The organism is Mesorhizobium sp. M0136, assembly GCF_040322515.1.
Classification (GTDB): domain Bacteria; phylum Pseudomonadota; class Alphaproteobacteria; order Rhizobiales; family Rhizobiaceae; genus Mesorhizobium.
This window is the reverse complement of record NZ_JAMYTP010000027.1, coordinates 34,942-57,866: the sequence shown is the minus strand read 5'-3', so window position 1 is coordinate 57,866 and position 22,925 is coordinate 34,942. Positions and strand designations below refer to the sequence as shown.

Genomic DNA, 22,925 nt, shown 5'->3' with positions numbered 1-22,925 from the left:
GCTTCGGGAAAGCCTTGTCCGCGACAAAGGGAATAAGAAATGAGCGGAAAGTAAGATGCCGGAAAGGCCGTTTTACCAGCCTGGCGCCAGCAGCGTGGAGGGCCTGCCGCTGCTGCTGCAAATGTTCCACACCCAGCCCCTGGTGATGCTCAAGCCGCATTGGCACGCCCAGGTCGAGGTGAATTTCATCGTGCGTGGCGCCGTGCATTACCGCATGGACGGGCACGGGCTTTCGCTTTCTGCGGGCGACATGTGCCTGTTCTGGGGCGGCCTGCCGCACCAGATGGACGAAGCCTCCGACGATGCCATCTACGCCGGCGCGCATCTGCCGCTGGTTCATTTCTTCCGGCTGCATTTGCCCGTCGACGTCCGCAACAGGCTGATGACCGGCGCGACGCTGGTGACCGACGCCACCGATCAGTCGGACGACCACAATTTCGAGCGCTGGAACCGCTATGCCCGCTCCGGCGACCCGGTCAAGGCGGAGCATGCCGTCAACGAGCTTTTGCTGCGGCTTGAGCGGGTGCGGTTCGAACCCTACCGGCTGGTGCCGGAAACGCCGGTCGAACAGGAGCTAGGCAGCCCGTTCGATCAGCAATCGCTGCGCAATGTCGGGCGCATGTGCGACTTCATCGCCGAGAATTTCCTCTACGAGATCGATTGCGTCGACATCGCCGCGGCGGCCGACATCCACCCCAAATACGCCATGAGCATCTTCAAGAAATCGACCGGCATGACGCTCAATGAATATGTGAATCTGCTGCGCCTCAGCTACGCGCAGGCGCTGCTGATGCATCAGGATGCCAATGTGCTGCGCGTCGCCATGGAATCGGGCTTCGGCTCGCTCAGCGCGTTCAACAAGTCGTTCCGCAAGCTTTCCGGCATGTCGCCGTCGGATTTCCGCAGGGGCGTGGCCGGCGCCAGATAAGGGCGCCGGCTGGATTCAGCCGATAACCCCCAGACGTCTCGGCAGGCGGTTCATCGGCGACGGCCCGTTGGCGGTGATCAGGAACTGGTCCTCGAGATTGAAGCTGGCGAGACCGTCGATGTAGAGCGGAATCTCGAATGCCAGCACCATGCCGGGTTCGATCGCGACATCGCAGTCGGCCGAGATGAACGGCCATTGCTCGGAAAACACGGAATGGCCGACGCCGTGGCCGAAATGGCCGCGGCGATAGGAACGCAGGCCCTGGCGCGCCAGGCTGTCACTGGCGGCGCGATGCACGGCGGCCAACGGCTTTCCGGGCATAAGCGCGGCAAGCCCGTCGGCGAAGGCGCGTTCGGCTATCGCATGCAATTCGGCCTGTTCGGGCGACGGCGGCCCGAAGGTGAAATTCCGCGACATATCCGAGGCATAGCCGTTCACGCTGCACACCATGTCGGCCTTCAGCGGATCGCCGGCGGCGGCGACCGCGTCGGCGCCTTTTGGGCGAGCGCCCAGCGTGACGTATTCCGCCGTCGAGATTTGCTGCGACGACCCGGCGGCTACATCCGCGACGCCTTGCCGGTAAAGCGCGACCAGCTCAGACTGACGCATGCCGGCCGCTGCATGCTGCTGCAGCCGCGACAGGCCGGCCTCCGACAGGACGATGCCCTGCTGCAACAGGTCGATCTCGCTCTGCGACTTGATCGCCCGCAGCCGGTCGAGGATCGGCGAACCGTTGACCAGGGCAGTGCCCGGCAACATCGCCTGCATCGCGGAAAAATCGCTGGCCGAGACGAAATCCAGCTCGATGCCGAGCGTCGCACGCTCCAGCCCGAATTCTGCGAGGATCGTCTTCAGCTCGCGGACGGAGCGGGCAAGCTCGAAGGTCGCCGGACGTGAAAAACCGGGGGCGCGGCCAACCAGGCCGGCCTCGATGCGCTGCGCAACAGGCCGGTCGGCCGTCGCCGGCTCGAGCGACGCCGATTCGATCCAGATCGGATGCGTGCGTACCATGGCGCCGGCCATCGCCGCCGGGAGCTGGGCAGCCTGGAAATCCGCCACCACGACGCCGATCGGCAGGTTGCCTCGCTTGGGAATAACGACGAAACCGGCGCCGGCCCGCCGGAACAGGCCTGCCGGGCCGATCCAGGCACCGGTGGCATATTGGAACGCCTCGGGCTCGCAAAGCACCAGCGCCTCGATGCCGGCGCGCTGCATCAGGTCAGTCGCGCGCTCGCGGTCGACAAAGCCGGTCATGGGATCTCCTCATATGCAGTCGAAACCGACGCCGATGCGGCGGCGTTTGGCCTTAGCCTAGCTTCAGTGCCGCCGTGGAGCAGCTTTTTTCTGGAAGCGCTGTTCACCTTGAGAGTTCGTCGTCGGGAAACGAAAAAGCCGCGGCGAACCGCGGCTTTTCAACACAACAAGCGGCTGCTTCGAAAGCTTTATTCGGTTTCGTCGGAAGTGTCGTCGGCAGTGTCTGCCGCGTCATCCGCGGTCTGCCTTGCCAGCGCTGCCTGCAAGGCCAACGTGGCCTGTGGCGAGGCCGGTGTCGTCGCAACGACCGCCGCTGCGTGAGCAACTCCGTGCGTCGACTTGTCCCTGGCCGCGGCGGAAGTGGCGGCTCCGTGTCCCTGCGAGCCGGCCCCGGCCGAGTTTCCGCCATTGCCGTTGCTGCCGCCATTGCCGTTGCCATTGCCATTGCCGCCGGGAGCAGCGAGTACCGGAGATGCGACAAGGGTGAGAGCGGCTACAGTCGCGAATAGACAGGTGCGCGTTTTCATAGTTCCTCCTTCGAGTCGCCCTCCCGCCAGGATGGGTTCCAAATGAAAAACGTCAGGACTTCCAATGTGAAAGCCGGCTGTTACCTAGCTTTGTTCAAATACAGTATTCTGCAAGATGGACCTTGGTCCGAAACCGGCACGCAAAAGTCCTGAATTTTATCGACAGCGTACTTCGGACGACCGCAACGGCTGGATTTTGCTGCCGTCAGATCCAGCGCCGCTACAGCGCATGTGCGTCGGCTGACATGAGGTTACAATCGAGGAAACCTCGGTGCTCGCCATCCGGCGAGATCATTTAAGGCGATTGAGGAACATTCCACAGTTCGTGAAGTTGGGAGCGCAGGCCCGCTTTTGAGGTGCCAAAATGTTTGATGCCGGCGGGCTTTTGGGAGGAAGCCATGATCCGCGTCACGCCTGCATTTCGTGTTTCACGCCGCCGCGCATTGCAGTTTGGCCTGGGAGCGACGCTCGCTTCGGCCACCGGGCTTGCCCCGGTTTCCCGCGCCTATGCGCAGGATGAGGTCAAAGACGAAGACATTTTCCGGTTCGCCCTCAATCTCGAATATATGGAAGCCGAATATTACCTGCGCGGCACAACCGGAAAAGGGATCGATGACTCGGATGCCGGCCCGAAGGCCGGCGCTGTGGCTGGCGGCAAACAGGTTCGCTTTGACACGCCTGCAATCGGCGAGTTCATGCGTGAGGTCGCCGAAAACGAACTTGCCCATGTCAGGTTCTATCGCAAGACACTTGGAAGCGATGCCGTCGACCGGCCGGCAATCGATTTCGATGCGGGCTTTGCGGCGGTTGCCAAGGCGGCGGGGCTCGGAGCGGACTTCGATCCTTTCGGCAACCAGATGAACTTCGTGCTCGGCGGCATGCTGTTCGAGGATGTCGGCGTCACTGCCTATGCCGGCGCCGCGCCCCTTCTGAAAAACAAGGATTTCCAGGCCGCCGCCGCTGGCATTCTGGCCGTTGAGGCCTACCACATGGGGATGGCGCGATCGTCGCTTTACCGAATGGGCGAGGATGCCTGGAAGGCCGCCAATGCGGTTTCCGACGCCCGCGACAAGATCGATGGACCGGAAGACAAGGACCAGGGCATCCGAGTGGACGGCAAAGCCAATATCGTTCCATCGACCCCGGATGCAATCGCCTTCACGAGGACGCCGCAAGAAGTGCTTCGGATCGTCTATCTGACCGACCAGAAAGGCGTCAGCAAGGGCGGCTTCTACCCGAACGGAATGAACGGAACGCTCAAAAGCACCTGAGCGGTCTGCGGATGAATCTCGTGGCAAATGAACTTGCGCGCGCGGCCAGCCGATTCGGCGCGCTGCGCCCTGTTGGCGCGCAAAAACGAAAAAGCCGCGGCGGACCGCGGCTTTTCGATGCTTGATTTCCCTTGAGAGAAATGGAGCGGGTGAAGCGATTCGAACGCTCGACCCCAACCTTGGCAAGGTTGTGCTCTACCCCTGAGCTACACCCGCTCGCGCGGCTTTTGGGCCGCAAGCCGCGCCTATATGGCTGAAGAGCGCGGCGATTGCAACAGGGAATTCGCAGGCTTTTTTGCTTCGCCGGCAATGCGGAGAAGTGCTCCTCCGGACGTCGCAAGGCAATCACCCCCCGCGTTGCGCGACGGACTTGTCTTGGCCGCATCATTGGCCGTAAACGGCGTTAGCCGAACAAGCCGTTGAAAGCGGGCCACCAGAAGAAAGACCGATGCCGAAGACCGAAGCCGAACTTTTCGCCTTTCTTGCCGGACTCGGGATCGAGGTATCGACGCGGCGGCATCCGCCGCTGTTCACGGTCGCCGATTCGCAGGCGCTGCGCGGTGAGATTGCCGGCGGCCACACCAAGAACCTGTTCCTCAAGGACAAGAAGGACAATTTCTTCCTGGTCAGCGTCGACGAGGAGGCGGTGGTCGATCTCAAGCAGATCCACCATCTGATCGGCGCTGCGGGGCGCGTGTCTTTCGGCCGGCCGGAGATGCTGATGGAGCTTCTCGGCGTCGTCCCGGGCGCGGTCACGGTGTTCGGGCTGATCAACGACACCGAGCGAAGGGTCAAGGTCGTTTTGGACGAGAAGCTGATGAGCCATGCGGTGGTCAATGCCCACCCGCTGACCAATGAAGCGACGACTTCCATTGCTGCCGCGGACCTGGTCAAATTCGTCGAGGCAACCGGACATGATGCTGTTATCTTGAAAGTCTCGGCATGATCGCCACATGGGTGACTAAGACCGGGGTGACTGAAACCGGGTTCTAAAGAAGGATGTTGCGCCCGTCCCTTGGCCGGCGGCGCGACCGAAAGGCGACGAGAGATGAGCGATAGCAACCCCTTTGGCGGCCCATTTGGCAGCAATGGCGGCCAGTATGCCACCACCGTGCAATATGGCGGCACCGATGCCGCGCGTGAGAAGGTCGCGCTTGCGGAGGCGCCGGCCGACGTCATCAAGGACACAACGACCGCTGGATTTGCTGCAGACGTCATCCAGGAATCGCGTCGCCAGCCGGTGCTGGTCGATTTCTGGGCGCCGTGGTGCGGCCCCTGCAAGCAATTGACGCCGCTGCTGGAGAAGGCGGTGAAAGCCGCCGGTGGCAAGGTCAAGCTGGTCAAGATGAATATCGACGACCATCCATCGATCGCCGGCCAGCTCGGCATCCAGTCGATACCGGCGGTCATTGCCTTCAAGGACGGCCAGCCGGTCGACGGCTTCATGGGCGCCATTCCCGAGAGCCAGATCACGCAATTCATTCAGAAGGTCGGCGGCAAGAACGGTGGCGCGCCGCAAGTGGCCGAGGCACTGGCCGCCGCTGCCGAGGCGCGCGACGCCGGTGACGTGCAGACCGCTGCCGACATTTATGATGCCATCCTGGAACAGGCGCCGGAGACGATTGAGGCGATCGCCGGCTTGGGCGATCTGCTGTTCGAGGCTGGCGATACCGAAGGTGCCGAGACGGTGCTGGCGCGGGCGCCGGAAGCGAAGAAGGATGCGCCCCAGCTCGCCGCGCTGCGGGCCAAGATGGCGCTCGCCGCGCAAGCAGCAGTGCTCGGCAATCCGGCGGAACTGGAACGGCGTCTGGCCGAAAATCCCGGGGATCACCAGGCACGGTTCGAGCTCGCCATGATCCAGAACGCCAAGGGTGATCGCATGGCGGCGGCCGACAATCTGCTGGCGATTATCAAGGCCGACCGCTCGTGGAACGACGACGGCGCCAGAACCCAGTTGCTGCAGCTCTTCGAGGCATGGGGCATGACCGACGAAGCAACGCTGTCGGCACGGCGCAAATTGTCGTCGCTGCTGTTTTCCTGAGCCGGCGCAGACTGTTTTGTCGCGCGGGCTTGCGGTGGGCGGCAGCTGCGCCAGATTAGGTTTTCGGACGGCGTTCGATTTCAGGTTTCCGGTGTTGCGCCTTGTGCCGGCCGGGAGGAGACGGATTTGGTGCGCTTCCTGACAAAGCGATCGGAGGATTGAGGTGCAGGCGGGAAACGCGCATTACCGGCTCGCTGCGGACTTACCGTCGACCATGCCGATCTTTCCGCTCGAGGGCGCATTGCTGCTGCCGGGAGGCCGCATGCCGCTCAACATCTTCGAGCCGCGCTATCTGCAGATGGTCGACGAAGCGATCGCCGGGCCGCGGCTGATCGGCATGATCCAGCCCAGCCTCGACGGTGCGCTGCGTCCAGACGGCGAGCCGGAGCTCTGCAATGTCGGCTGTGCCGGGCGCATCATTGCGCTGTCCGAGAGCGGCGACGGCCGTTACCTGATTTCGCTGCAGGGCGTGTGCCGGTTCCGCATTGTTCAGGAACTCACGGTCAAGACGCCGTTCCGCCAGTGCCGGTTCGCACCTTTTCTCGCCGATCTCGACGAGGAGCAGGCAGACGCCGAGATCGACCGGCCGGCGCTGCTCAAAGCGTTTCGCGCCTATCTGCAGGCCAACGATCTGGAGGCCGACTGGGAGAGCGTCAGCCGCGCCGAAAACGCCATGCTGGTCAACGCACTGTCGATGATGGCACCCTACGGTCCGGCCGAGAAACAGGCGCTGCTCGAAGCGGCCGATCTGAAGACACGCGCCGAGACCCTGATCGCCATCACCGAAATGGCGCTGGCGCGCGACAATGAGGATTTCGGTTCGAGTTTGCAGTAGGTTGGCCCTCCTTCTCCCACAAGGGAGAAGGAGAGGCCGCGCGCAAAAACCTGAAGCGGTCGCCTTGTGGAAAAGATGGATCGAATGGCGGATGGACGTGACGGGAACAGGACTGTCGACCCCAAGCTGCTGGAACTCTTGGCCTGCCCGCTGACCAAGGGGCCGCTTGCCTGGGATCCGGAGCGCGGCGAGCTTATCTCGCGGGTAGCAAAGCTTGCCTATCCGGTGCGGGACGGCATTCCGATCATGCTGCCCTCGGAGGCACGTACGATCACCATTGACGATACCGTGCCCACGCCACCGCGCCTGGGCGGAACGTCCTGACGAAGAGAAGAGGCCAATAGCCAGCCACTGTTCTACTGAAAATTGCGCCCCTTGGGCATGACCTTCTCTGCCTTTCCCAATAGTTCCGTTTGCGCGATGCTGTCGGGCCGTTTCTCCTCGGGGCCGCTCGAAGGCTCATCCACAAGCCTTGCCTCCTCAAGCAGCACCGACAGCCACGGCGTCAGATCCTCGACCTTCTCGGCGACGATATGGATGACGTCCGATTCCGATTGCAGCTTGCCGGTGACGCGGATGAGACGCGCGCCCATGACGATGGGGCGGAAGCGGTTGAAGGTTCTTTCCCAGAAAATGATATTGGCGACCGCATTCTCGTCTTCCAGCGTCAGGAAAATCGCCTTGCCATTGCCCGGCCGCTGCCGCACCAGCACGAGGCCGGCGACCGAAACCCGGCGGCCGTCCCGCACCTGGCCGAGCTGCGCATTGGGCGTGACGCCGGACCGATCCAGCCTTTGACGCAGGAAGGCGACCGGGTGCGCCTTCAGCGACAGGCCGAGCGAGCGGTAGTCGTGGACGACGTGCTCGCCGAGCGGCATTGCAGGGAGCCGGGTTTCAGGCTCGAGATCGCGCAAGCGGATCGCCGGCTGATCGAACAGCGGCAGCTTTTCGGCGGCACTCTTGCCGTCGAGCGCGCGGACCGCCCATAGAGCGTCGCGGCGGTTCAATCCAAGCGAGCGGAAAGCGTCGGCCTGTGCCAGTTTTTCGATCTCGTCGACGTTGAGGCCCGAGCGCAGCCAGACATCGCGCACGGATGCGTAGCCGTCGCCGCGTCTCAGCACAAAGGTCTCCATGCGCTCCTTCGACAGGCCCTTGACCTGGCGAAAACCAAGCCGGACGGCATGGCTGGTCCGGATGACGCCGCGCATCTGGGCATGGCGGTCAAGGATACGATCCGGATCGAAAGGCGATTTCTCCAAGGCGCAATCCCAGCCGGAAAAATTGACGTCGACCTCGCGGATCTCGACGCCGTGGTCATACGCGTCGCGGACAAGCTGAGCGGGCTGGTAAAACCCCATCGGCTGGGAATTCAGGATCGCGGCGCAGAACACGTCGGGATAGAAGGTCTTGAACCAGCAGGAGGCATAGACCAGCAGAGCGAAGGAGGCGGCGTGGCTTTCGGGAAAGCCGTATTCGCCAAAGCCTTCGATCTGTTTGAAGCAGCGCTCGGCGAAGTCTTTTTCGTAGCCCTTGGCGACCATGCCGTCGACCATTCTCTTGCGGTAATTGCCGATCGTGCCGGTGCGCTTGAACGTCGCCATGGCGCGGCGCAGTTCATCGGCCTCGCCCGGCCTGAAGCCGCCGGCGACGATGGCGATCTTCATCGCCTGCTCCTGGAACAACGGCACGCCCAGCGTCCTGCCGAGGATTTTTTCCAGTTCCGGCTTGGGGTATTCGGGTTTTTCCTTGCCTTGCCGGCGGCGCAGATAGGGATGGACCATGTCGCCCTGGATCGGGCCGGGCCGCACGATCGCCACCTCGATGACGAGGTCGTAAAAGCTTTTTGGCCGCAGCCGCGGCAGCATCGACATCTGCGCGCGGGATTCGATCTGGAAGACGCCGATCGTGTCGGCACGGCAGATCATGTCGTAGACATGCTTGTCCTCGGCAGGCAGAGTGGCCAGCACATAGGGTTGGCCGTAATCGTCCCGCGCCTCCGGATAATGATCCCGGAGCAGGGTGAAGGCGCGCTGCAGGCAAGTCAGCATGCCGAGCGCCAGCACGTCCACTTTAAGGATTTTCACCGCGTCGAGGTCGTCCTTGTCCCACTCGACCATCTTGCGCTCGTCCATCGCCGTCTTGACGATGGGCACGATCTCGTCGAGCCGGTCCCTGGTGATGACAAAACCGCCGACATGCTGCGACAAATGACGGGGAAAGCCCATGATCTCGTTGGCGCATTCGATCACGTGCCTTGTCGATGGATCTGTCTGATCGAGGCCGCCGGCTTTTGTCTCCTTTTCGCCGAGCTCCGAGGTCGACCAGCCCCAGATCGAACTGGACAGCGCGCTGCGGACGTCGTCCGACAGGCCCATCGCCTTAGCCACTTCGCGCATCGCCGAGCGGCCCCGGTAGCTGACGACGGCAGCGGCCAGCGCGGTGCGCTTGGTACTGTATTTGGAATAAATGTACTGGATGACCTCCTCGCGTTTTTCATGCTCGAAATCGACGTCGATGTCGGGCGGTTCGTTTCTTTCCTCGGAAATGAAGCGCTCGAAAAGCGTGTCGATCTTGTCCGGGCCAACTTCGGTGATGCCGATGCAGAAGCAGACGATCGAGTTGGCGGCGGAGCCGCGCCCCTGGCAGAGAATGTTCTGGCTGCGGGCGAATTTGACGATGTCGTGGACAGTCAGGAAATAGCGCGCGTAGTTCAGGCGCTCGATCAGGGCGAGCTCCTCCTCGATGCGTTGCGTCACAAAAGCGGGCACGCCCGAGGGGTAGCGGATGGCGGCCCCCTCCTTGGCTAGCCTTTCCAGCTCGGCCTGCGGCCCGAGGCCCGATTCCGTCGGCTCGTCGGGATAGTTGTATTGCAGATCACTGAGCGAGAAGGTCAGCTCGCTGGCAAAACGCAGCGTTTCCGCCAGCGCTTGCGGATGCCTGCGGAAAAGCCGTGCCATCTCCAGCGGCGGCTTTAAGTGGCGCTCGGCATTGGCCGCCAGCTCCAGCCCCACCTCGGCGACGGGCACATTGAGGCGGATCGCCGTCAGCACGTCCTGCAGCGGGCGCCGTTCCGACGTATGGTAGAGAACGTCGTTGGTGGCCATCAGCGGGATGCCGGCCAGCTCGGCCATCGCCGCCGCCTGCTCGATACGGAAGCGGTCGTTACCGCGGTAATCCGGCGAAACCGCCAGCCTCAGGTTTTCGCCGAAGCGATCCCTGAGCCGGCTAATCAGTGCGAGGCCAGCTTCCGCGTCCGCCGACAGATCCGGCAGTATGGCCAGCGACAGGAGATCGCCCCATTCGAGAAGATCGCTCTGTTTGAGAAGCGTTGCGCCCTTTTCGTTCTCGTCGCGCAGATTGGCCTGTGTCAGCATGCGGCAGAGATGCCCCCAGCCCTTGCGGTCCTGCGGGTAGGCGAGGATGTCCGGCGTGCCGTCGCAAAAAACCAGGCGGCAGCCGGGATGATAGGAAACACCCTCCACCTTGGCCTGCTGCCAGGCGCGTACCACGCCCGCCACCGTGTTTCGGTCGGCGAGACCGATCGCCGAAAACCCCAGGAATTTTGCCGCGACCACCAGCTCCTCCGGTTTCGAGGCACCGCGCAGGAACGAGAAGTTCGACTGGATGCCGAATTCGGCATAGGGGATGGCCGTCAGCGCATTCATGCGAAGATCCCATGCATGTACCAGCGCGGCGGGACTTGAGAGGCGCCGTAAAGGCCCTGACGATAGAGCCAGTAGCGGCGGCCGTCGGCATCCTCGATGCGGAAATAATCCCGGGTCGGGGCATCTTCTCGTCCCGCCGCCTCTCGCCACCATTCCGGCGCGATGCGCTCCGGCCCTTCGGCGCGCGCGACCCGGTAGAGCGCGCGCCGCCAGCGGAAGTTCAAAGGCGGGCCTTCCGGCATTTCGGTGGCTGGCACTTCGATCGGCTCGGGCGAACGGAAAAGCCGGATCGGTCGTTCAGGCTGGAAGACGGTCGTGGGAGCGTCCTTCGCCTTGTCCGGCTGCTTCGGCGGCGAGCTTCTCTGCGGCGCCTCCGTGAAGGGGATAGTGGCGACGGCGCGCTCCGGCAAATGGCTCTCGACGGCGACCGGCTTCAAGACCGCGCCTTCGCCGAGCCGGGCGCGAATGCGGTCGGCAAAAAGCGCGATATCGGCACCGTCGTCGCTCGTCTCGCCGGCAAGGTCTGCCTGCTGCATGTCGAAGGCGGCGGCGGTCAGCACCGAAAGGCGCACGAGATCGAAGCCATAGCCGGCGTCGATATCCCGTTCGAGCGCAGCAAGCCTTTCGTGGAACAATTTCTGGATCAGCCGCGGCTCGCGCAGAGGCCGCGAGGTGCCGACGGCGATGCGGCTGACGCCGCCATCGACGCGGAAAAGCAGCAGCGCCAGCCGCCTTGCGCCCTCGCCGCGACGCTCGAGGTCGCTCTTCAAGGTGGTCGCCAGCATGCCGGTCAGCCGCTCGATGTCCTCGGTCAGCAGGATCGGCTCGGCAAGGTGACGCTCGACCGAAAGCGGTGCCACCGGCAGGCGCGGCGACACGGCTTCGTCGAGGCGGCCGAGCGCCTGGTCGAGGCGCAAGAGCAGCGATGCGCCGAAGCGGCGGGCCAGCGGCGCGCGCGGTGCTGCCATGACGGCGCCGGCCGTGCGCAGGCCGACGCTTTCGAGGCTGGCGCGGACCTCCGGGTCGATGCGCAGCGCCGCCAGCGGCATGGGCGCGAGAAGCGCTTCCTCCTCGCCATCGGGCACGATGCGGTCGCCGGCAAACCGCGCCGCCGCCCAGGCAGCACCAGGTGTGGCGGCAAGCCCGGCGCGGACATCGAAGCCCTGATGGAAAAAACGCGACAGGATATCGTCCAGCATCGAGCGTTCGCCGCCGAAAAGATGCGTGCAGCCGGTGACATCGAGATAGAGGCCGTCGGTCGCGTCGAGCGCCACCAGCGGGGTATAGCGGTCGCACCAGTCGGCGAGGCCTTCGAGCAGGCGCCGGTCGGCCTCCGGATCGGCCTCCACGATGTCGATCGAGGGATGCATGGCGCATGCGTCGGCTATGCCCATGCCGCGCTTCAGGTTAAGCGCCTCAGCCCGTTCGTCGAGGGCGGCGATGCGCTGGGCGTTCCCTTGGCGATGGCTGATCACCAGCGGCAGGTGATCCGAGGGCCGGGAACGCCAGGACCGCCCCAGACGCTGCCGCAGGATCCTCTCGGCGGCGAGATGCGGAAACCACAGGGACAGGATTCTTTGGCCGTTCTGGGGCCGATTCCTGAGACCTTCCTTGCTCGCCCCGTCTTTCTTCGAATATGCGTTCATCGGGGTTCCACTCCAGTGTGAATTGTCCGGGCAAGGCCGTGCGGCTCTTGCCGATGGCGACGGTGAAGGCGGGCCGGCCGATCGAGCCGGCGAGCGGCCCGGCGATTGTCTGGCGCGCTGCCGCCGGTGCCGCCGACAGGATGAGGCGGACGGGCGCTGCCGTCGGTTCGGGCTCGCCGGCCTGGCGCAGCAGGAACAGCGGCCGGCCGGCACTCTGCGCCCGGGCGTGCAGCCGCCGCGTCGCGGTGAGATCCAGCCGCTGCGGGCTGCCGCGGATTTCGAGGATGACAGCGGCCAGCGCCGTCATCCGGGCAGCCTCCTCGGCGACCCACAGCGCATCGAGCAGCCTTGGCGCCTCGGAAAACAGCAATTGCTCCGGCTCGATGCCGAAAAAGGCGTGAAGCCCCCTGGCGTAGGGGAAGCCCGCCTCGCGGAAAACCTCGGATGTGCCGATCCACAGCACCGGCAGTCGCGGGCCCTGGCTGAGGATCAGGCTGACGAGCGCGAGCACAAAGCCGGCGACGGCCCCGGCATCGCGCGTCGCGGCGCCATGAAACTCGCTCAGCGCCGCCTTCGGCAGGCCACCGCTCAGCGCAGCATCGAGGCGCTCCGCGCCGGTGGACAAAAACGCATCCTGCGAAGCCACGGCGAGGCCGCGCCGGACAATAGTTAGATTTCGAGGCAATGTCAGAGTCTGGGAGCTGACATCCGCATCAACGGGGGCTGCGCCGGCCGACGCCTCCAGACGTTCGGACAGCGTTCCCTCGATCTTCGCGATCTGGCGGCGCAGGGCAAAAACAGTCTCCCGCGCCACGGCGCTTGTCGCCATGACGGTCAGCTTCCACTCACAATTGTTCCTGTTATGTTCCTATAGATTCCAGAGGCCGGCCAAAGAGTCAAGCGGAGTCATGGGGAATTTATTCCTCTAGTAGGGGCGTGGCACGGTCACCCCAGCCCGGCCATTTGCCGAGTCCGGCCCGAAAGCCTATATGCCGGGATCAAAGGACAAAGCATGGCTCGCATCTACCAAACACGCATCTGGCACGACCAGCTTTCGCCAACGATGGAGGAAATCGAGTTCCTGGCGCTGGAGGCCTATGCCCATCTGCCGGAGGACTTTCGCAAATTGACCGGCGAGATCGTCATTCAGATCGCCGAATTCCCGACCGACGAGATCATGGACGACCTTTCGCTGGAAACGCCCTTCGACCTGTTGGGGCTGTTCGAGGGGCGCGGCATCGCCGAGCGCTGGAATCCGCAGACCGGCGAGGGGCCGAACCGCATCACGCTCTATCGTCGCGCCATCCTCGACTACTGGGCCGAGAACGAGGAAACGCTGGGCGACATCGTCACCCATGTGCTGATCCACGAGATCGGCCACCATTTCGGCCTGTCGGACGACGACATGGAGAAGATCGAAGAGGCGGCAGAGTGAGCGACCCCGCTCCTCGTCATCCTGGGGCGGAGCAAGGAGCGAAGCGACGCGGCGCAGACCCCAGGATCCATGCCGTGATCGTGGTGCAGTGCTCCGGCGGTGCAGAACCGAACGCTCATCATCCCGTTCTGGGTAACGGGGGTGGTAGATCACACTAATCCTGATCCGCCGTGCCCTTCGCATAGGTAACTGCATGTATCCTAGGGTACTCCGCGACGTCGCTTCGCGACTGCTACGCCCTAGGATGACGAATGACGAGCGCTTCAGCGAACCTCCCTACCAATCGCTGAGCTTGGTGTCGGGGCCGTATTCCTGGCCCTCGATGTCCTTCACCACCGCTTGGCCGCAGCACATGGTTTTGGCTTCCTTGTCATAGGCATAGGTCGGTGAGCCGAACAGGTGCCAGCCCGTGTTCAGCGCCGCCGTCACCTTGTGGCAGAAGCTGGCATCATCCGGGCCGGACAGAAAGCGGTAGAGTTTCATTTTTCAATCCTGTCGTCAGTTACGATAATCATGCGCGAACAGCGGCGGCCTTCGCCAGCATTTTTTCGGCCTGCGCCAGATGCAGCCGCTCGACCATTTTTCCGTTCAGCGCAATCACCGCCTTGCCGGCATTTTCGGCAAGCGCGAAGGCTTCCTTGATCGCGCGCGCCTCGGCCAATGCGTCAGGCGTCGGTGCAAAAGCGCGGTTCGCCGCCTCGATCTGGGCTGGATGGATCAGCGACTTGCCGTCAAAACCCATGGCGGCCGCTTCCGTGCACTCGCGCGCAAACCCGTCCATATCGCGAAAATCATTGAAGACGCCATCGAGCAGATCGAGGCCGCCGGCACGCGCCGCGAGCACCATTTGCATCAGCCATGGCACGAGATAGCGCCGATCGGGCGTGGCGAGAATGCCGGTGTCCTTGACCAGGTCGTTCGTTCCGGCAACGAAACAAACCAGGCGCGAGGCAGGGTCGCGGCCGAGCTCGGCGATCGGCCCGATATTGAGCAGCGCCTTGGGCGTCTCGATCATCGCCCACAGCTTGACCTCGTCCGCGATAAAATTGTCGTCTAGCACGTCGCCGGCCTCGAGGATGTCGCGCGGCGTGTCGACCTTGGGCAGCAGGATGGCGTCGGGCGCGCATTTTGCCGCGGCCAGCAGATCGTCGGCGCCCCATTCGCTCGACAGCGCATTGATGCGCACCACCATTTCGCAGCGCCGGTTGGAACGGCCGGCGAAATTCCCGGCCAGTTTTTCGCGCGCGGAAAGCTTGTCGGCCGGGGCGACGGCGTCCTCGAGATCGATGACGACGGCATCGCAGGTCAGCGACGGGATCTTGGCCAGCGCCTTGTCGTTCGAGGCCGGAACGTAAAGCACCGAGCGGCGCGGGCGGTAGCTTTCGGTGATCATGTTCGATCTATGCCGCCTGCAGCCAGCCGAGGCAAGCCGTGCATAAAAACTGCACGCAGTTTCGGAAAATCTCCTCGTCTCCGCCCCGCTTGCCACCCGGCAGAATGCGACAAGGGCGGCATGCAAGAGCAAACGAACTCCCGTTGGTCCGTGCCGTACCGGCTTCGCCGCGAAAGCTGGTGGCTCGTCGATCCGCCCCAGACTTTGGCAACCCTCCTCCCTTTCGTCCGCAAATGCCTGCCCACCGGCCGCATCAAAGCCGCCGAGAAAGCCCGATCATGACAGTATTCCTCTCGGCGGCGCCGAGCTATTGCAGCCGCTTCGGCGTTGCCGTCCTGCTCGTCGCGTTGGCCGATTTCTTCTTCTATGGCCAACCGGCGGGCATCACGCTTTTCCTGTTCGGCGTTGCGATTGCCGCGGCGAGCATGGCTCTCCATCCTCTCGGCGTCTTCAACGATGGCAAGTTCTTGTTCAAGCCGGTTGCGCTGCTTGCGGGGCTGCTGCCGCTTGTGGAAAATGTCAGCGCACTGTCCGTCTCCATTGCGCTGGCGGCGATGGCCGTCTTCGTGCTTTCGCTGGGAGGGCGATTGCGACACGGGCTTGCCCGCGTTGCCGGCCAGCTTTTGACCTTCCTGCTCGCAGCGCCTTTTCGGTTCATCCGCGATTTCTTCCGCTGGCGCAAGGCGGCGCGGCGGCTTGGCCGACGACGCATGCGCCTTGCGGCGATCGCCGTCTGGGTCATGCCGCTGAGCCTCGGCGCAGTGTTTCTCGCGCTGTTCGGCGCCGCCAATCCGGTCATCGAATACTGGTTTTCGCTGATTGACCTCTTCGCCCTGCTCAACCTCGTGCAGTTGCCGCGTCTTGCCTTCTGGCTATTCGTGCTCGTCGGCGTATGGGCCTTTCTGCGGCCGCGCCTGCCGCGGTTTCTCCGCCGCCGCAGGGTGTCGCCAGCCAGCGCAGCGGCGACGCCGGCCACCAGGACCACGATCGAGGACATCGTCTTCGGCAAGGCCGCTATCCTCCGCGCGCTCGTCGTCTTCAACATCCTGTTCGCGGTGCAGAGCGCACTCGACGCCACCTATCTGTGGGGCGGCATCGCGCTTCCCGACGGGCTGACCTATGCCGCCTACGCGCATCGCGGTGCCTACCTGCTGATCGTCACGGCACTGCTGGCCGCCGGCTTCGTGCTGGCGGCGCTGCGGCCGGGCAGCGCGACCTCCGGCGATCCGCTCATCCGCCGGCTGGTCTATGTCTGGGTGGCGCAGAACATCGTTCTGGTGATCTCGTCGATCCTGCGGCTCGATCTCTATATCGGCATCTATGCGCTGACCTACTGGCGTGTCGCCGCCTTCGTCTGGATGGGGCTGGTGGCGGCGGGCCTTGCCCTGATCATAGCCCGCATCGCGCGCGGAAAGTCCAACGAATGGCTGCTTTCCGCCAATCTTCTGACGCTATCGGCGACGCTCTATGCCTGCTCGTTCATCAACTTTGCCGCGCTGATCGCCAACTACAATGTCGACCATTCCTTCGAAATGACCGGCCAAGGCACCCAGCTCGACGTCTGGTACCTGCGCTCGCTCGGGCCCGGCGCCTTGCCGGCACTCGATCGCTTCGTCCAGCACCAGAGCAGGACGGTTTCCGCGCAGGATGCCTCCATCCGCGAACTCGCCGGCTGGTATGCACAGGACGAAGCACGCTTCCGCGCCGGCCAGGAAAACTGGCGCGGCTGGAGCTTTCGTGACTGGCGGCTCAACCGCGCCCTCGACAGGCGTGGCCCGTTTGTGGTTCCTCCGATGTCCAAACCCTTCATGCCGGGCCGCTGAGTTGATGCCGCACCACATACTGGTCGCCGACGACGATCCGCACATTCGCGAAATTATCTGCTTCGCGCTCGAAAAGGCCGGCATGAAAACGCTGGCAGTGCCGGACGGCGCAGCTGCCTTGCTGGCGATCGAACGCCGTGCTCCCGATCTTGTCGTGCTCGATATCGGCATGCCGGAAATGGACGGGCTGGAAGTGTGCCGGCGGCTTCGCCACACATCCGACGTGCCGGTGCTGTTCCTGTCCGCGCGGGATGAGGAGATCGACCGCATACTGGGGCTGGAAATGGGCGGCGACGACTATGTCACCAAGCCGTTCAGCCCGCGCGAGCTGGTCGCCCGCGTCAACGTCATCCTGCGCCGCGCCCGGCCTGCGCCCGAACCAGCCGACGACCGGCAATTCTCTCATGGCAGACTGGCGCTGGTGCCGGCAAGCCATACAGCCAGCTTCGACGGCAAGCCGCTGGCGCTGACCTCGATCGAATTCGCCATCCTGAAAGGGTTTCTGGCGCGGCCGGCGCATGTGCTCGGCCGCGACATGGTGATGGCCAATGCCTATGCCGCCAACATCCACGTCGCCGACCGCACCGTCGACAGCCATATCCGCAACATCCGCGCCAAGCTCGCGGCCATCGGCTGCGTCGATGCGATCGAGACCGTGCATGGCGTCGGCTTCCGGCTCGGTCGATGCGGGAGTTGAGCGCCCGAAAATGGATTGGCAGCAAATGGCGGCCACGGCTTGCCACGGTCGTCATTGCCATCCTGATCATGGTGATGGCGCTGCCGCTGGCCGGCCTGTTCTTCTTCCGGCTCTACGAGAACCAGCTGATCCGCCAGACCGAGGCCGAGCTGATCGCACAAGGCGCCGCCCTCGCCGCGATCTATGCGCAAGAGGTTCGTGAGGCCGGCCTTGCCCCGGAAAAGCTCGGCACATCCATGCCTCCACCCAGTACAGGGGATCGGGCTTCTCCCTACCAGCCAATCGAACCGCGCCTCGATCTTGCGTCCGACAGGATCCTGCCAACCCGACCAGCGGCCACGGCGGCCAGCGTCGATCCTGCCTTCGCGGCAATCGGCGCGCGGCTGTCGGGCATTCTTGCCGAGACGCAGAAAACCACACTTGCCGGCTTCCGGCTGCTCGATCCCAGAGGCGTGGTCATCGCCGGCCGTGAGGAGGCCGGCCTGTCGCTCGCCGCTGTCGAAGAAGTTCGCGCAGCGCTTGCCGGCCGCTACGCCAGCGCGCTCAGGCTGCGGGTTCCGGACCAGCCTTCGCCGCCGCTCTATTCGGTCAGCCGCGGCACCAAGGTTCGCGTCTTTGTCGCCATGCCGGTTGCCGTTTCCGGCAAGGTCGCCGGCGTGGTCTATCTGTCGCGGACGCCAAACAACATCGTCAAGCATCTCTATGGCGAGCGCGGCAAGGTGGCGCTGGCGGCAATTGCCATTCTAGGCGGCACGCTGCTGATCGGGCTGGTTTTCCTGCGCACCGTCAGCCGGCCGATCTATGCGCTGATGGAACGCACGAATCGCATCGCCGCCGGCGACCGCGCGGCGATCAGGCCGCTTGATCACCACGGCACGCGCGAAATGGCGGCGCTTTCTGCCGCCTTCCTCGACATGGCCGAAAAACTGCATGCACGCTCCGACGGCATCCAGACTTTTGCCACCCACGTCTCGCACGAGCTCAAATCGCCGCTGACGGCGATCCAGGGCGCCGCCGAACTGTTGCGCGATTCGGGCAGCGCGATGGACGAGGCCGAACGGCGGCGCTTTTCGGACAATATCGTCACCGATGCCGGCCGGCTCAATCTGCTGGTGCGCCGCCTGCTCGACTTGGCGCGCGCCGAAAATCTCGAGCCCAGCGGCGAAAGCACGTCGCTCACTGCTGCGCTGGCGCTGCTGCCGGCCGACGACAGGCTGGCGGTGCGCCTCGAGGCGGGCGCCCGGATCGGTCTGCGCATATCGGCCGAAAACGCGGCGATCGTGCTGGCCAATCTCATCGACAATTCGGCGCGGCACGGCGCAACGCTGGTTTCGATCACGGCCGCAAGCGCGGACGGCAAGGCCACCATTCTGGTGGACGACGACGGCGCCGGCATTTCGCCCAGCAACCGAGGCCGCATCTTCGAGCCGTTCTTCACCACGCGCCGCGATTCCGGCGGCACCGGCATGGGCCTCGGCATCGTGCTGGCCCTCCTGAAAGCGCATGATGGCACGATCCGGCTGGTTGACTCCGCGAGCGGCACGCGCTTCGAGATCATCCTGCCGGCGGCGTGACTCGGCGATTCAGACCAGAAGGGCGAAAAGGTGCATTACGACATCGTCATCATCGGTGGAGCCATCGTCGGCTCGTCGGTTGCCTATTACCTGCGCGAGGAAGGGTTTTCGGGCTCGATTGCACTTGTCGAGCGCGACCCGCAATTTTCTCATGCGGCGACCACACTGTCCTGCGCCTCCATCCGCCAGCAGTTTTCGATCCCGGAAAACATCCGTCTGTCGCAGTTCACGCTGAAACTGTTCCGGCGGCTCAGGGAGGAGTTTGGCGCGGATGCCGATATCGGCTTTCGCGAAGGCGGTTATCTCATCCTTGCCGGCGAAAACGGGCTGCCTATCCTGCGGGCCAACCACGAAGCGCAGATGGCCGAGGGCGCCGACATCCTGCTCGAGGATGCGGAGGCGCTCGTCCGCCGCTTTCCGTGGCTGTCGGTCGAAGGCATTTCCGCCGGCGCATATGGCCGCAGCGGCGAAGGCTGGTTCGACGCGCATGCGATGCTGATGCTGTTCCGCAAGGCACTGCGGACGAAGGACATCGACTTTATCACGGCGTCGGTGACGGGTATCGAGCGGCTAGGCGGCCGCGTCACTGGTGTATTTCTGGACAATGGCGAGCGGCTCGAGGCCGGCACGGTCGTCAACGCCGCCGGGCCGAATGCCGGCAAGGTGGCGGCAATGGCCGGGCTGGCGCTGCCGGTGGAGCCGCGCAAGCGCAATGTCTTCGTCTTTGAGGCGCGCGAGAAATATGAGGACATGCCGCTGCTGGTCGACCCGAGCGGCATCTATGTCCGGCCGGAGGGCTCGGTCTACATCACCGGCGGCGCCGAGCCGGAAGAGGGCGAAGGACCAGCCGATCCCGCCGACTTCGACCCCGACTGGCCGCTGTTCGAAGAGGTGATCTGGCCGGTGCTGGCGACCCGCATTCCAGCCTTCGAGGCGATCAAGCCGACGCGCGCCTGGGTGGGCCATTACGACTACAACACGCTCGACCAGAATGCGGTGATCGGCCCGCATCCCGAGGTCGGTAATTTCCTCTTCGCCAACGGGTTTTCCGGTCACGGCTTGCAGCAGGCTCCAGCGGTCGGCAAGGCGCTGGCCGAACTGATCGTGCATGGCGGCTATCGCACGGTGGATTGCTCGGCGTTCGGGTATAGCCGGATCGCCGATGGGCGGCCGTTTCGGGAATTGAATGTAATTTAACGCTAGCCCGAAGGGATGCTACCGTTGCTTGGTGGATTAAGCCGCCACCAAGCCGTCCTTACCAAGATACGCCTGAAGCCAGCCCAGCACCTGGGCCCAGCCTTCGGCATGCTTCGTCGCCGCAGCAGCGAGGCCGGCGAAGCCGCCATGGCAGATGGTGACGCGTGTGCCGCCGGCGATCGGCGCCAGCAGCCAGGCGACTTTGGTTTCGCGGCGGCCAAGCGTCGGATGGTCCCAGCCGTATCTCCGCGTCTGCACGATCCGGCGCGGCTCTTCGATCTCCAGGAATTCGCCGCTGGCGGGCAGGTGTCTGCCGGCCGCCGTCTCGACGGTGACGCTCCAGCGGCCGCCGACGTGGAGGTCGGCCGTCCATCCGGTCATCCGGTAGGTCTTGGCGGACCCCCACCAGCGCTCGACCTCACGTGTAACGAGCGCGTCAAAGATCCGCTCGGCCGGCGCGCAAACATCGGCGCTCGCCATAACGGTCTTGCCATTGGTCATGCTGTGCACCGCGGAACTGTACATCGCCTGTCTCCAGAAACGTTTCGCTATCGAAACAACCTCAAGTCTTCGACGCCGGGCGTGACAGGCCTTTGCCGGTTTCGAGCAGGCTCTTCAGGCTGGACAGGATGAGCGGCCAGCCGTTCGCCACATGGCCAAGCAGCTTGTGCGGTCCATCGGCTTCGTGTGTGACGGCGAGCTTCACCATCTCGCCCTCCTGCTCGATGGCGAAGGTGCAGCGTGTGTAGCCGTCCGCCTTGACCTCGGGCATGAACTCGTTGCGCCATTTGAGCACGATGCGCTTGGGTGGATCGATCTCGAGGACCTCGCCGCTGTCGGTGACGCGGCCGTCGGTGTAAACCATCTTCCACGCCGAACCTTGTTTCCAGTCGCTTAGCATCTGGGCGCCGAGGAAATATTGCCGATGGAACTCCGGCTCGGTCAGCGCTTGCCAGAGTTTTTCGGGCGAGGTGCGGATGTAGGTGACATAAACGAAAATGTTGCTCATCAGTCTTCCCTTTCGAGGCGTTTCTTCAAATCGCTGAGGGCGCCCAGTCGCCCCCGCTCGAATTTGCCGATCCAGCGTTCGGCGATCTCGTTGATGGGAACCGGATTCAGATAATGTTGCTTCTCGCGTCCCTTGCGGATGGTGGTGACGAGGTTTGCTTCTTCCAGGATCGCCAGATGCTTGGTCACCGCCTGGCGCGTCATGTCCATCTCACCGCACAGCGCGTTCAGCGTCTGCCCGTTCCTTGCATGAAGGCTGTCCAGTAATCGCCGGCGTGTCGGGTCGGCCAAGGCGCGAAAGACGGCATCCATGCTCATGACCTTAATATGCAACCATCTGGTTGCATGTCAAGAGGCAGAACCTTGGCCGAGGATGCGCAGGCAGAGGTCGCTGAAAGTGGATTTCAGCGCTTGCGGCCGAACCAGAATGCGTTGGGCATGCGCTCCATGCCGATACGCTCATAGAAGCCGACGGCGTCGGGCATGGAGATCAGGCTGATGGCGACGGACGGTCCGAGTTGCCGGCGTGCCTCATCCATCAGACCCTTGCCAATACCCAGCCCTTGCGCCGATGCAGAAACAGCGAGCTCGGAGATATAGCAGACCCAGGAGAAGTCGGTGATGCCGCGAGCGACACCGACCAGCGGCTTGCCTTCTGTGTCGAGACGCGCGGTGAGCACCAAATTGGCCGCTGACAACATCGCCTTCAATCGAGTGTTGTCATAGACGGGCCGTGTCTCGCCGAGGCCGGATTCCACTAGAACGCGGCGGAACTCGGCGATGCCGAGGCCCGGTTCGCTGGCGTAAAGGATCATGGATCGCGTTGTCATGTCGATAAAAGTGCACCATGGGCCGGTGGTTTTGAAGCGTTTTGTGTTTCGATCGACGACGGAAGTCCAGAAACAGCCGCCTTTTATTTGCCCGCGGCTTTGTGTAAACCGGGCGCCAGCAATTCCCCGCAACGAGAAGAAGACGGGCAAGAACCATGGAAAAATTCACCAAGCTCACCGGCGTCGCCGCGCCGATGCCGATCGTCAATGTCGACACCGACATGATCATCCCCAAGGATTATCTCAAGACGATCAAGCGCACCGGGCTCGGCACCGGCTTGTTCGCCGAAATGCGCTACAAGGACGACGGTTCGGAAAACCCGGACTTCGTGCTCAACAAGCCGGCTTACCGCAAGGCGCAAATCCTGGTCGCCGGCGACAATTTCGGCTGCGGTTCGAGCCGGGAACATGCGCCGTGGGCGCTGCTCGATTTCGGCATCCGCTGCGTCATCTCGACCTCGTTCGCCGACATTTTCTACAACAACTGCTTCAAGAACGGCATCCTGCCGATCACCGTCAGCGCTGAAGACCTGGAGAAGCTGATGGACGATGCGTCGCGCGGTTCCAACGCGACGCTGTCGGTCGATCTCGAGACCAAGGAAATCCGCGGGCCGGACGGCGGCGTGGTCAAGTTCGACCTCGACGAGTTCAAGCGCCACTGCCTGCTCAACGGGCTCGACGATATCGGTCTGACCATGGAGAAGGCTGGCGCCATCGCTTCGTTCGAGAAGAAGAATGCTGCTGAGCGCCCCTGGGCCTGAGCGGTACGATGACCTGGCCGCGACAGACCGGGTTCGTGGC

General features: G+C 63.7%; 23 protein-coding genes and 1 tRNA gene. 12 read left to right on the top strand and 12 right to left on the bottom strand.

Annotation, left to right across the window (positions count from 1 at the left end):
- Positions 1 to 55: 55 nt before the first annotated feature.
- Positions 56 to 928 carry a helix-turn-helix domain-containing protein gene (locus NKJ35_RS26275; protein WP_352650283.1) on the top strand — a complete coding sequence of 291 codons (873 nt, stop codon included), beginning with the start codon at positions 56 to 58 and terminating at the stop codon, positions 926 to 928.
- 15 nt (positions 929 to 943) lie between these two features.
- Here NKJ35_RS26275 and NKJ35_RS26270 read toward each other — a convergent pair whose 3' ends face one another.
- Positions 944 to 2,182 carry a M24 family metallopeptidase gene (locus NKJ35_RS26270; RefSeq protein ID WP_352650281.1) on the bottom strand — a complete coding sequence of 413 codons (1,239 nt, stop codon included), beginning with the start codon at positions 2,180 to 2,182 and terminating at the stop codon, positions 944 to 946.
- 188 nt (positions 2,183 to 2,370) lie between these two features.
- Positions 2,371 to 2,709: a hypothetical protein gene (locus NKJ35_RS26265; RefSeq protein WP_254817926.1), complete on the bottom strand. Its 339-nt coding sequence runs from the start codon at positions 2,707 to 2,709 to the stop codon at positions 2,371 to 2,373.
- A 398-nt stretch (positions 2,710 to 3,107) separates the two neighbouring features.
- On the opposite strand from NKJ35_RS26265, the gene NKJ35_RS26260 reads away from it, so the two are divergent.
- Complete coding sequence (locus NKJ35_RS26260) at positions 3,108 to 3,980, top strand: ferritin-like domain-containing protein (RefSeq protein WP_352479722.1); 873 nt, start codon at positions 3,108 to 3,110, stop codon at positions 3,978 to 3,980.
- Between the two features lie 141 nt (positions 3,981 to 4,121).
- On the opposite strand, the gene NKJ35_RS26255 is transcribed toward NKJ35_RS26260, so the two are convergent.
- Positions 4,122 to 4,196: transfer RNA gene (locus NKJ35_RS26255), tRNA-Gly, on the bottom strand.
- 232 nt (positions 4,197 to 4,428) lie between these two features.
- On the opposite strand from NKJ35_RS26255, the gene NKJ35_RS26250 reads away from it, so the two are divergent.
- From NKJ35_RS26250 to NKJ35_RS26235, 4 genes are all read left to right on the top strand, one after another.
- Complete coding sequence (locus NKJ35_RS26250; RefSeq protein ID WP_254817917.1) at positions 4,429 to 4,926, top strand: prolyl-tRNA synthetase associated domain-containing protein; 498 nt, start codon at positions 4,429 to 4,431, stop codon at positions 4,924 to 4,926.
- A 102-nt stretch (positions 4,927 to 5,028) separates the two neighbouring features.
- On the top strand, positions 5,029 to 6,021 hold the full coding sequence (gene trxA / locus NKJ35_RS26245; protein ID WP_352650279.1) for a thioredoxin: 993 nt from the start codon (positions 5,029 to 5,031) through the stop codon (positions 6,019 to 6,021).
- 163 nt (positions 6,022 to 6,184) lie between these two features.
- Positions 6,185 to 6,856, top strand: coding sequence for an LON peptidase substrate-binding domain-containing protein (locus NKJ35_RS26240; RefSeq protein WP_352650278.1), 672 nt, complete (start codon positions 6,185 to 6,187; stop codon positions 6,854 to 6,856).
- 84 nt (positions 6,857 to 6,940) lie between these two features.
- Positions 6,941 to 7,180, top strand: coding sequence for a Trm112 family protein (locus NKJ35_RS26235; protein ID WP_352479720.1), 240 nt, complete (start codon positions 6,941 to 6,943; stop codon positions 7,178 to 7,180).
- Between the two features lie 32 nt (positions 7,181 to 7,212).
- Here NKJ35_RS26235 and NKJ35_RS26230 read toward each other — a convergent pair whose 3' ends face one another.
- From NKJ35_RS26230 to NKJ35_RS26220, 3 genes are read right to left on the bottom strand one after another with little or no spacing between them, the layout of a single operon-like run.
- Positions 7,213 to 10,521: an error-prone DNA polymerase gene (locus NKJ35_RS26230; RefSeq protein WP_352650276.1), complete on the bottom strand. Its 3,309-nt coding sequence runs from the start codon at positions 10,519 to 10,521 to the stop codon at positions 7,213 to 7,215.
- Positions 10,518 to 11,996 carry a DUF6504 family protein gene (locus NKJ35_RS26225; protein WP_352650274.1) on the bottom strand — a complete coding sequence of 493 codons (1,479 nt, stop codon included), beginning with the start codon at positions 11,994 to 11,996 and terminating at the stop codon, positions 10,518 to 10,520. The genes NKJ35_RS26230 and NKJ35_RS26225 overlap by 4 nt, the downstream gene beginning before the upstream one ends.
- Positions 11,938 to 12,996 (bottom strand): ImuA family protein, encoded by a 1,059-nt coding sequence (locus tag NKJ35_RS26220; protein WP_352650273.1) that lies wholly within the window; start codon positions 12,994 to 12,996, stop codon positions 11,938 to 11,940. Before NKJ35_RS26220 ends, NKJ35_RS26225 begins: the two co-directional genes overlap by 59 nt.
- A 183-nt stretch (positions 12,997 to 13,179) precedes the next feature.
- Between NKJ35_RS26220 and NKJ35_RS26215 the strand changes: the two genes are divergently transcribed.
- On the top strand, positions 13,180 to 13,602 hold the full coding sequence (locus NKJ35_RS26215; RefSeq protein WP_254817911.1) for a metallopeptidase family protein: 423 nt from the start codon (positions 13,180 to 13,182) through the stop codon (positions 13,600 to 13,602).
- Between the two features lie 276 nt (positions 13,603 to 13,878).
- Here NKJ35_RS26215 and NKJ35_RS26210 read toward each other — a convergent pair whose 3' ends face one another.
- Together NKJ35_RS26210 and NKJ35_RS26205 are read right to left on the bottom strand one after the other, a co-directional pair.
- Positions 13,879 to 14,085, bottom strand: coding sequence for a DUF1737 domain-containing protein (locus tag NKJ35_RS26210; protein WP_352650271.1), 207 nt, complete (start codon positions 14,083 to 14,085; stop codon positions 13,879 to 13,881).
- A gap of 28 nt (positions 14,086 to 14,113) precedes the next feature.
- Entirely contained in the window at positions 14,114 to 14,992 is an 879-nt protein-coding gene (locus tag NKJ35_RS26205) for an HpcH/HpaI aldolase/citrate lyase family protein (RefSeq protein ID WP_352650298.1), read from the bottom strand.
- A 281-nt stretch (positions 14,993 to 15,273) separates the two neighbouring features.
- Here NKJ35_RS26205 and NKJ35_RS26200 point away from each other — a divergent pair, with 281 nt between their 5' ends.
- Genes NKJ35_RS26200 through NKJ35_RS26185 form a run of 4 tightly spaced genes read left to right on the top strand, consistent with a single transcriptional unit; the run spans position 15,274 to position 20,286 of the window.
- Positions 15,274 to 16,818 (top strand): DUF4153 domain-containing protein, encoded by a 1,545-nt coding sequence (locus NKJ35_RS26200; protein ID WP_352650269.1) that lies wholly within the window; start codon positions 15,274 to 15,276, stop codon positions 16,816 to 16,818.
- A 4-nt stretch (positions 16,819 to 16,822) separates the two neighbouring features.
- A complete protein-coding gene (locus NKJ35_RS26195; protein ID WP_352479713.1) occupies positions 16,823 to 17,515 on the top strand; it encodes a response regulator in 693 nt (230 codons plus the stop codon).
- Complete coding sequence (locus NKJ35_RS26190; RefSeq protein WP_352650267.1) at positions 17,503 to 19,089, top strand: ATP-binding protein; 1,587 nt, start codon at positions 17,503 to 17,505, stop codon at positions 19,087 to 19,089. Before NKJ35_RS26195 ends, NKJ35_RS26190 begins: the two co-directional genes overlap by 13 nt.
- A 30-nt stretch (positions 19,090 to 19,119) precedes the next feature.
- On the top strand, positions 19,120 to 20,286 hold the full coding sequence (locus tag NKJ35_RS26185) for an NAD(P)/FAD-dependent oxidoreductase (protein ID WP_352650265.1): 1,167 nt from the start codon (positions 19,120 to 19,122) through the stop codon (positions 20,284 to 20,286).
- A 36-nt stretch (positions 20,287 to 20,322) separates the two neighbouring features.
- Here NKJ35_RS26185 and NKJ35_RS26180 read toward each other — a convergent pair whose 3' ends face one another.
- The 4 genes from NKJ35_RS26180 to NKJ35_RS26165 all read right to left on the bottom strand — a co-directional run bounded on the left by NKJ35_RS26180 (position 20,323) and on the right by NKJ35_RS26165 (position 22,124).
- Entirely contained in the window at positions 20,323 to 20,811 is a 489-nt protein-coding gene (locus tag NKJ35_RS26180) for an SRPBCC family protein (protein WP_352650264.1), read from the bottom strand.
- Between the two features lie 37 nt (positions 20,812 to 20,848).
- Positions 20,849 to 21,295 (bottom strand): SRPBCC family protein, encoded by a 447-nt coding sequence (locus NKJ35_RS26175; RefSeq protein ID WP_352650262.1) that lies wholly within the window; start codon positions 21,293 to 21,295, stop codon positions 20,849 to 20,851.
- A complete protein-coding gene (locus NKJ35_RS26170; protein WP_031213186.1) occupies positions 21,295 to 21,606 on the bottom strand; it encodes an ArsR/SmtB family transcription factor in 312 nt (103 codons plus the stop codon). Before NKJ35_RS26170 ends, NKJ35_RS26175 begins: the two co-directional genes overlap by 1 nt.
- A gap of 92 nt (positions 21,607 to 21,698) precedes the next feature.
- Positions 21,699 to 22,124 carry a GNAT family N-acetyltransferase gene (locus tag NKJ35_RS26165; protein ID WP_352650294.1) on the bottom strand — a complete coding sequence of 142 codons (426 nt, stop codon included), beginning with the start codon at positions 22,122 to 22,124 and terminating at the stop codon, positions 21,699 to 21,701.
- A 155-nt stretch (positions 22,125 to 22,279) separates the two neighbouring features.
- Here NKJ35_RS26165 and leuD point away from each other — a divergent pair, with 155 nt between their 5' ends.
- Positions 22,280 to 22,885 (top strand): 3-isopropylmalate dehydratase small subunit, encoded by a 606-nt coding sequence (gene leuD / locus NKJ35_RS26160; RefSeq protein ID WP_254817902.1) that lies wholly within the window; start codon positions 22,280 to 22,282, stop codon positions 22,883 to 22,885.
- Positions 22,886 to 22,925: the final 40 nt, after the last annotated feature.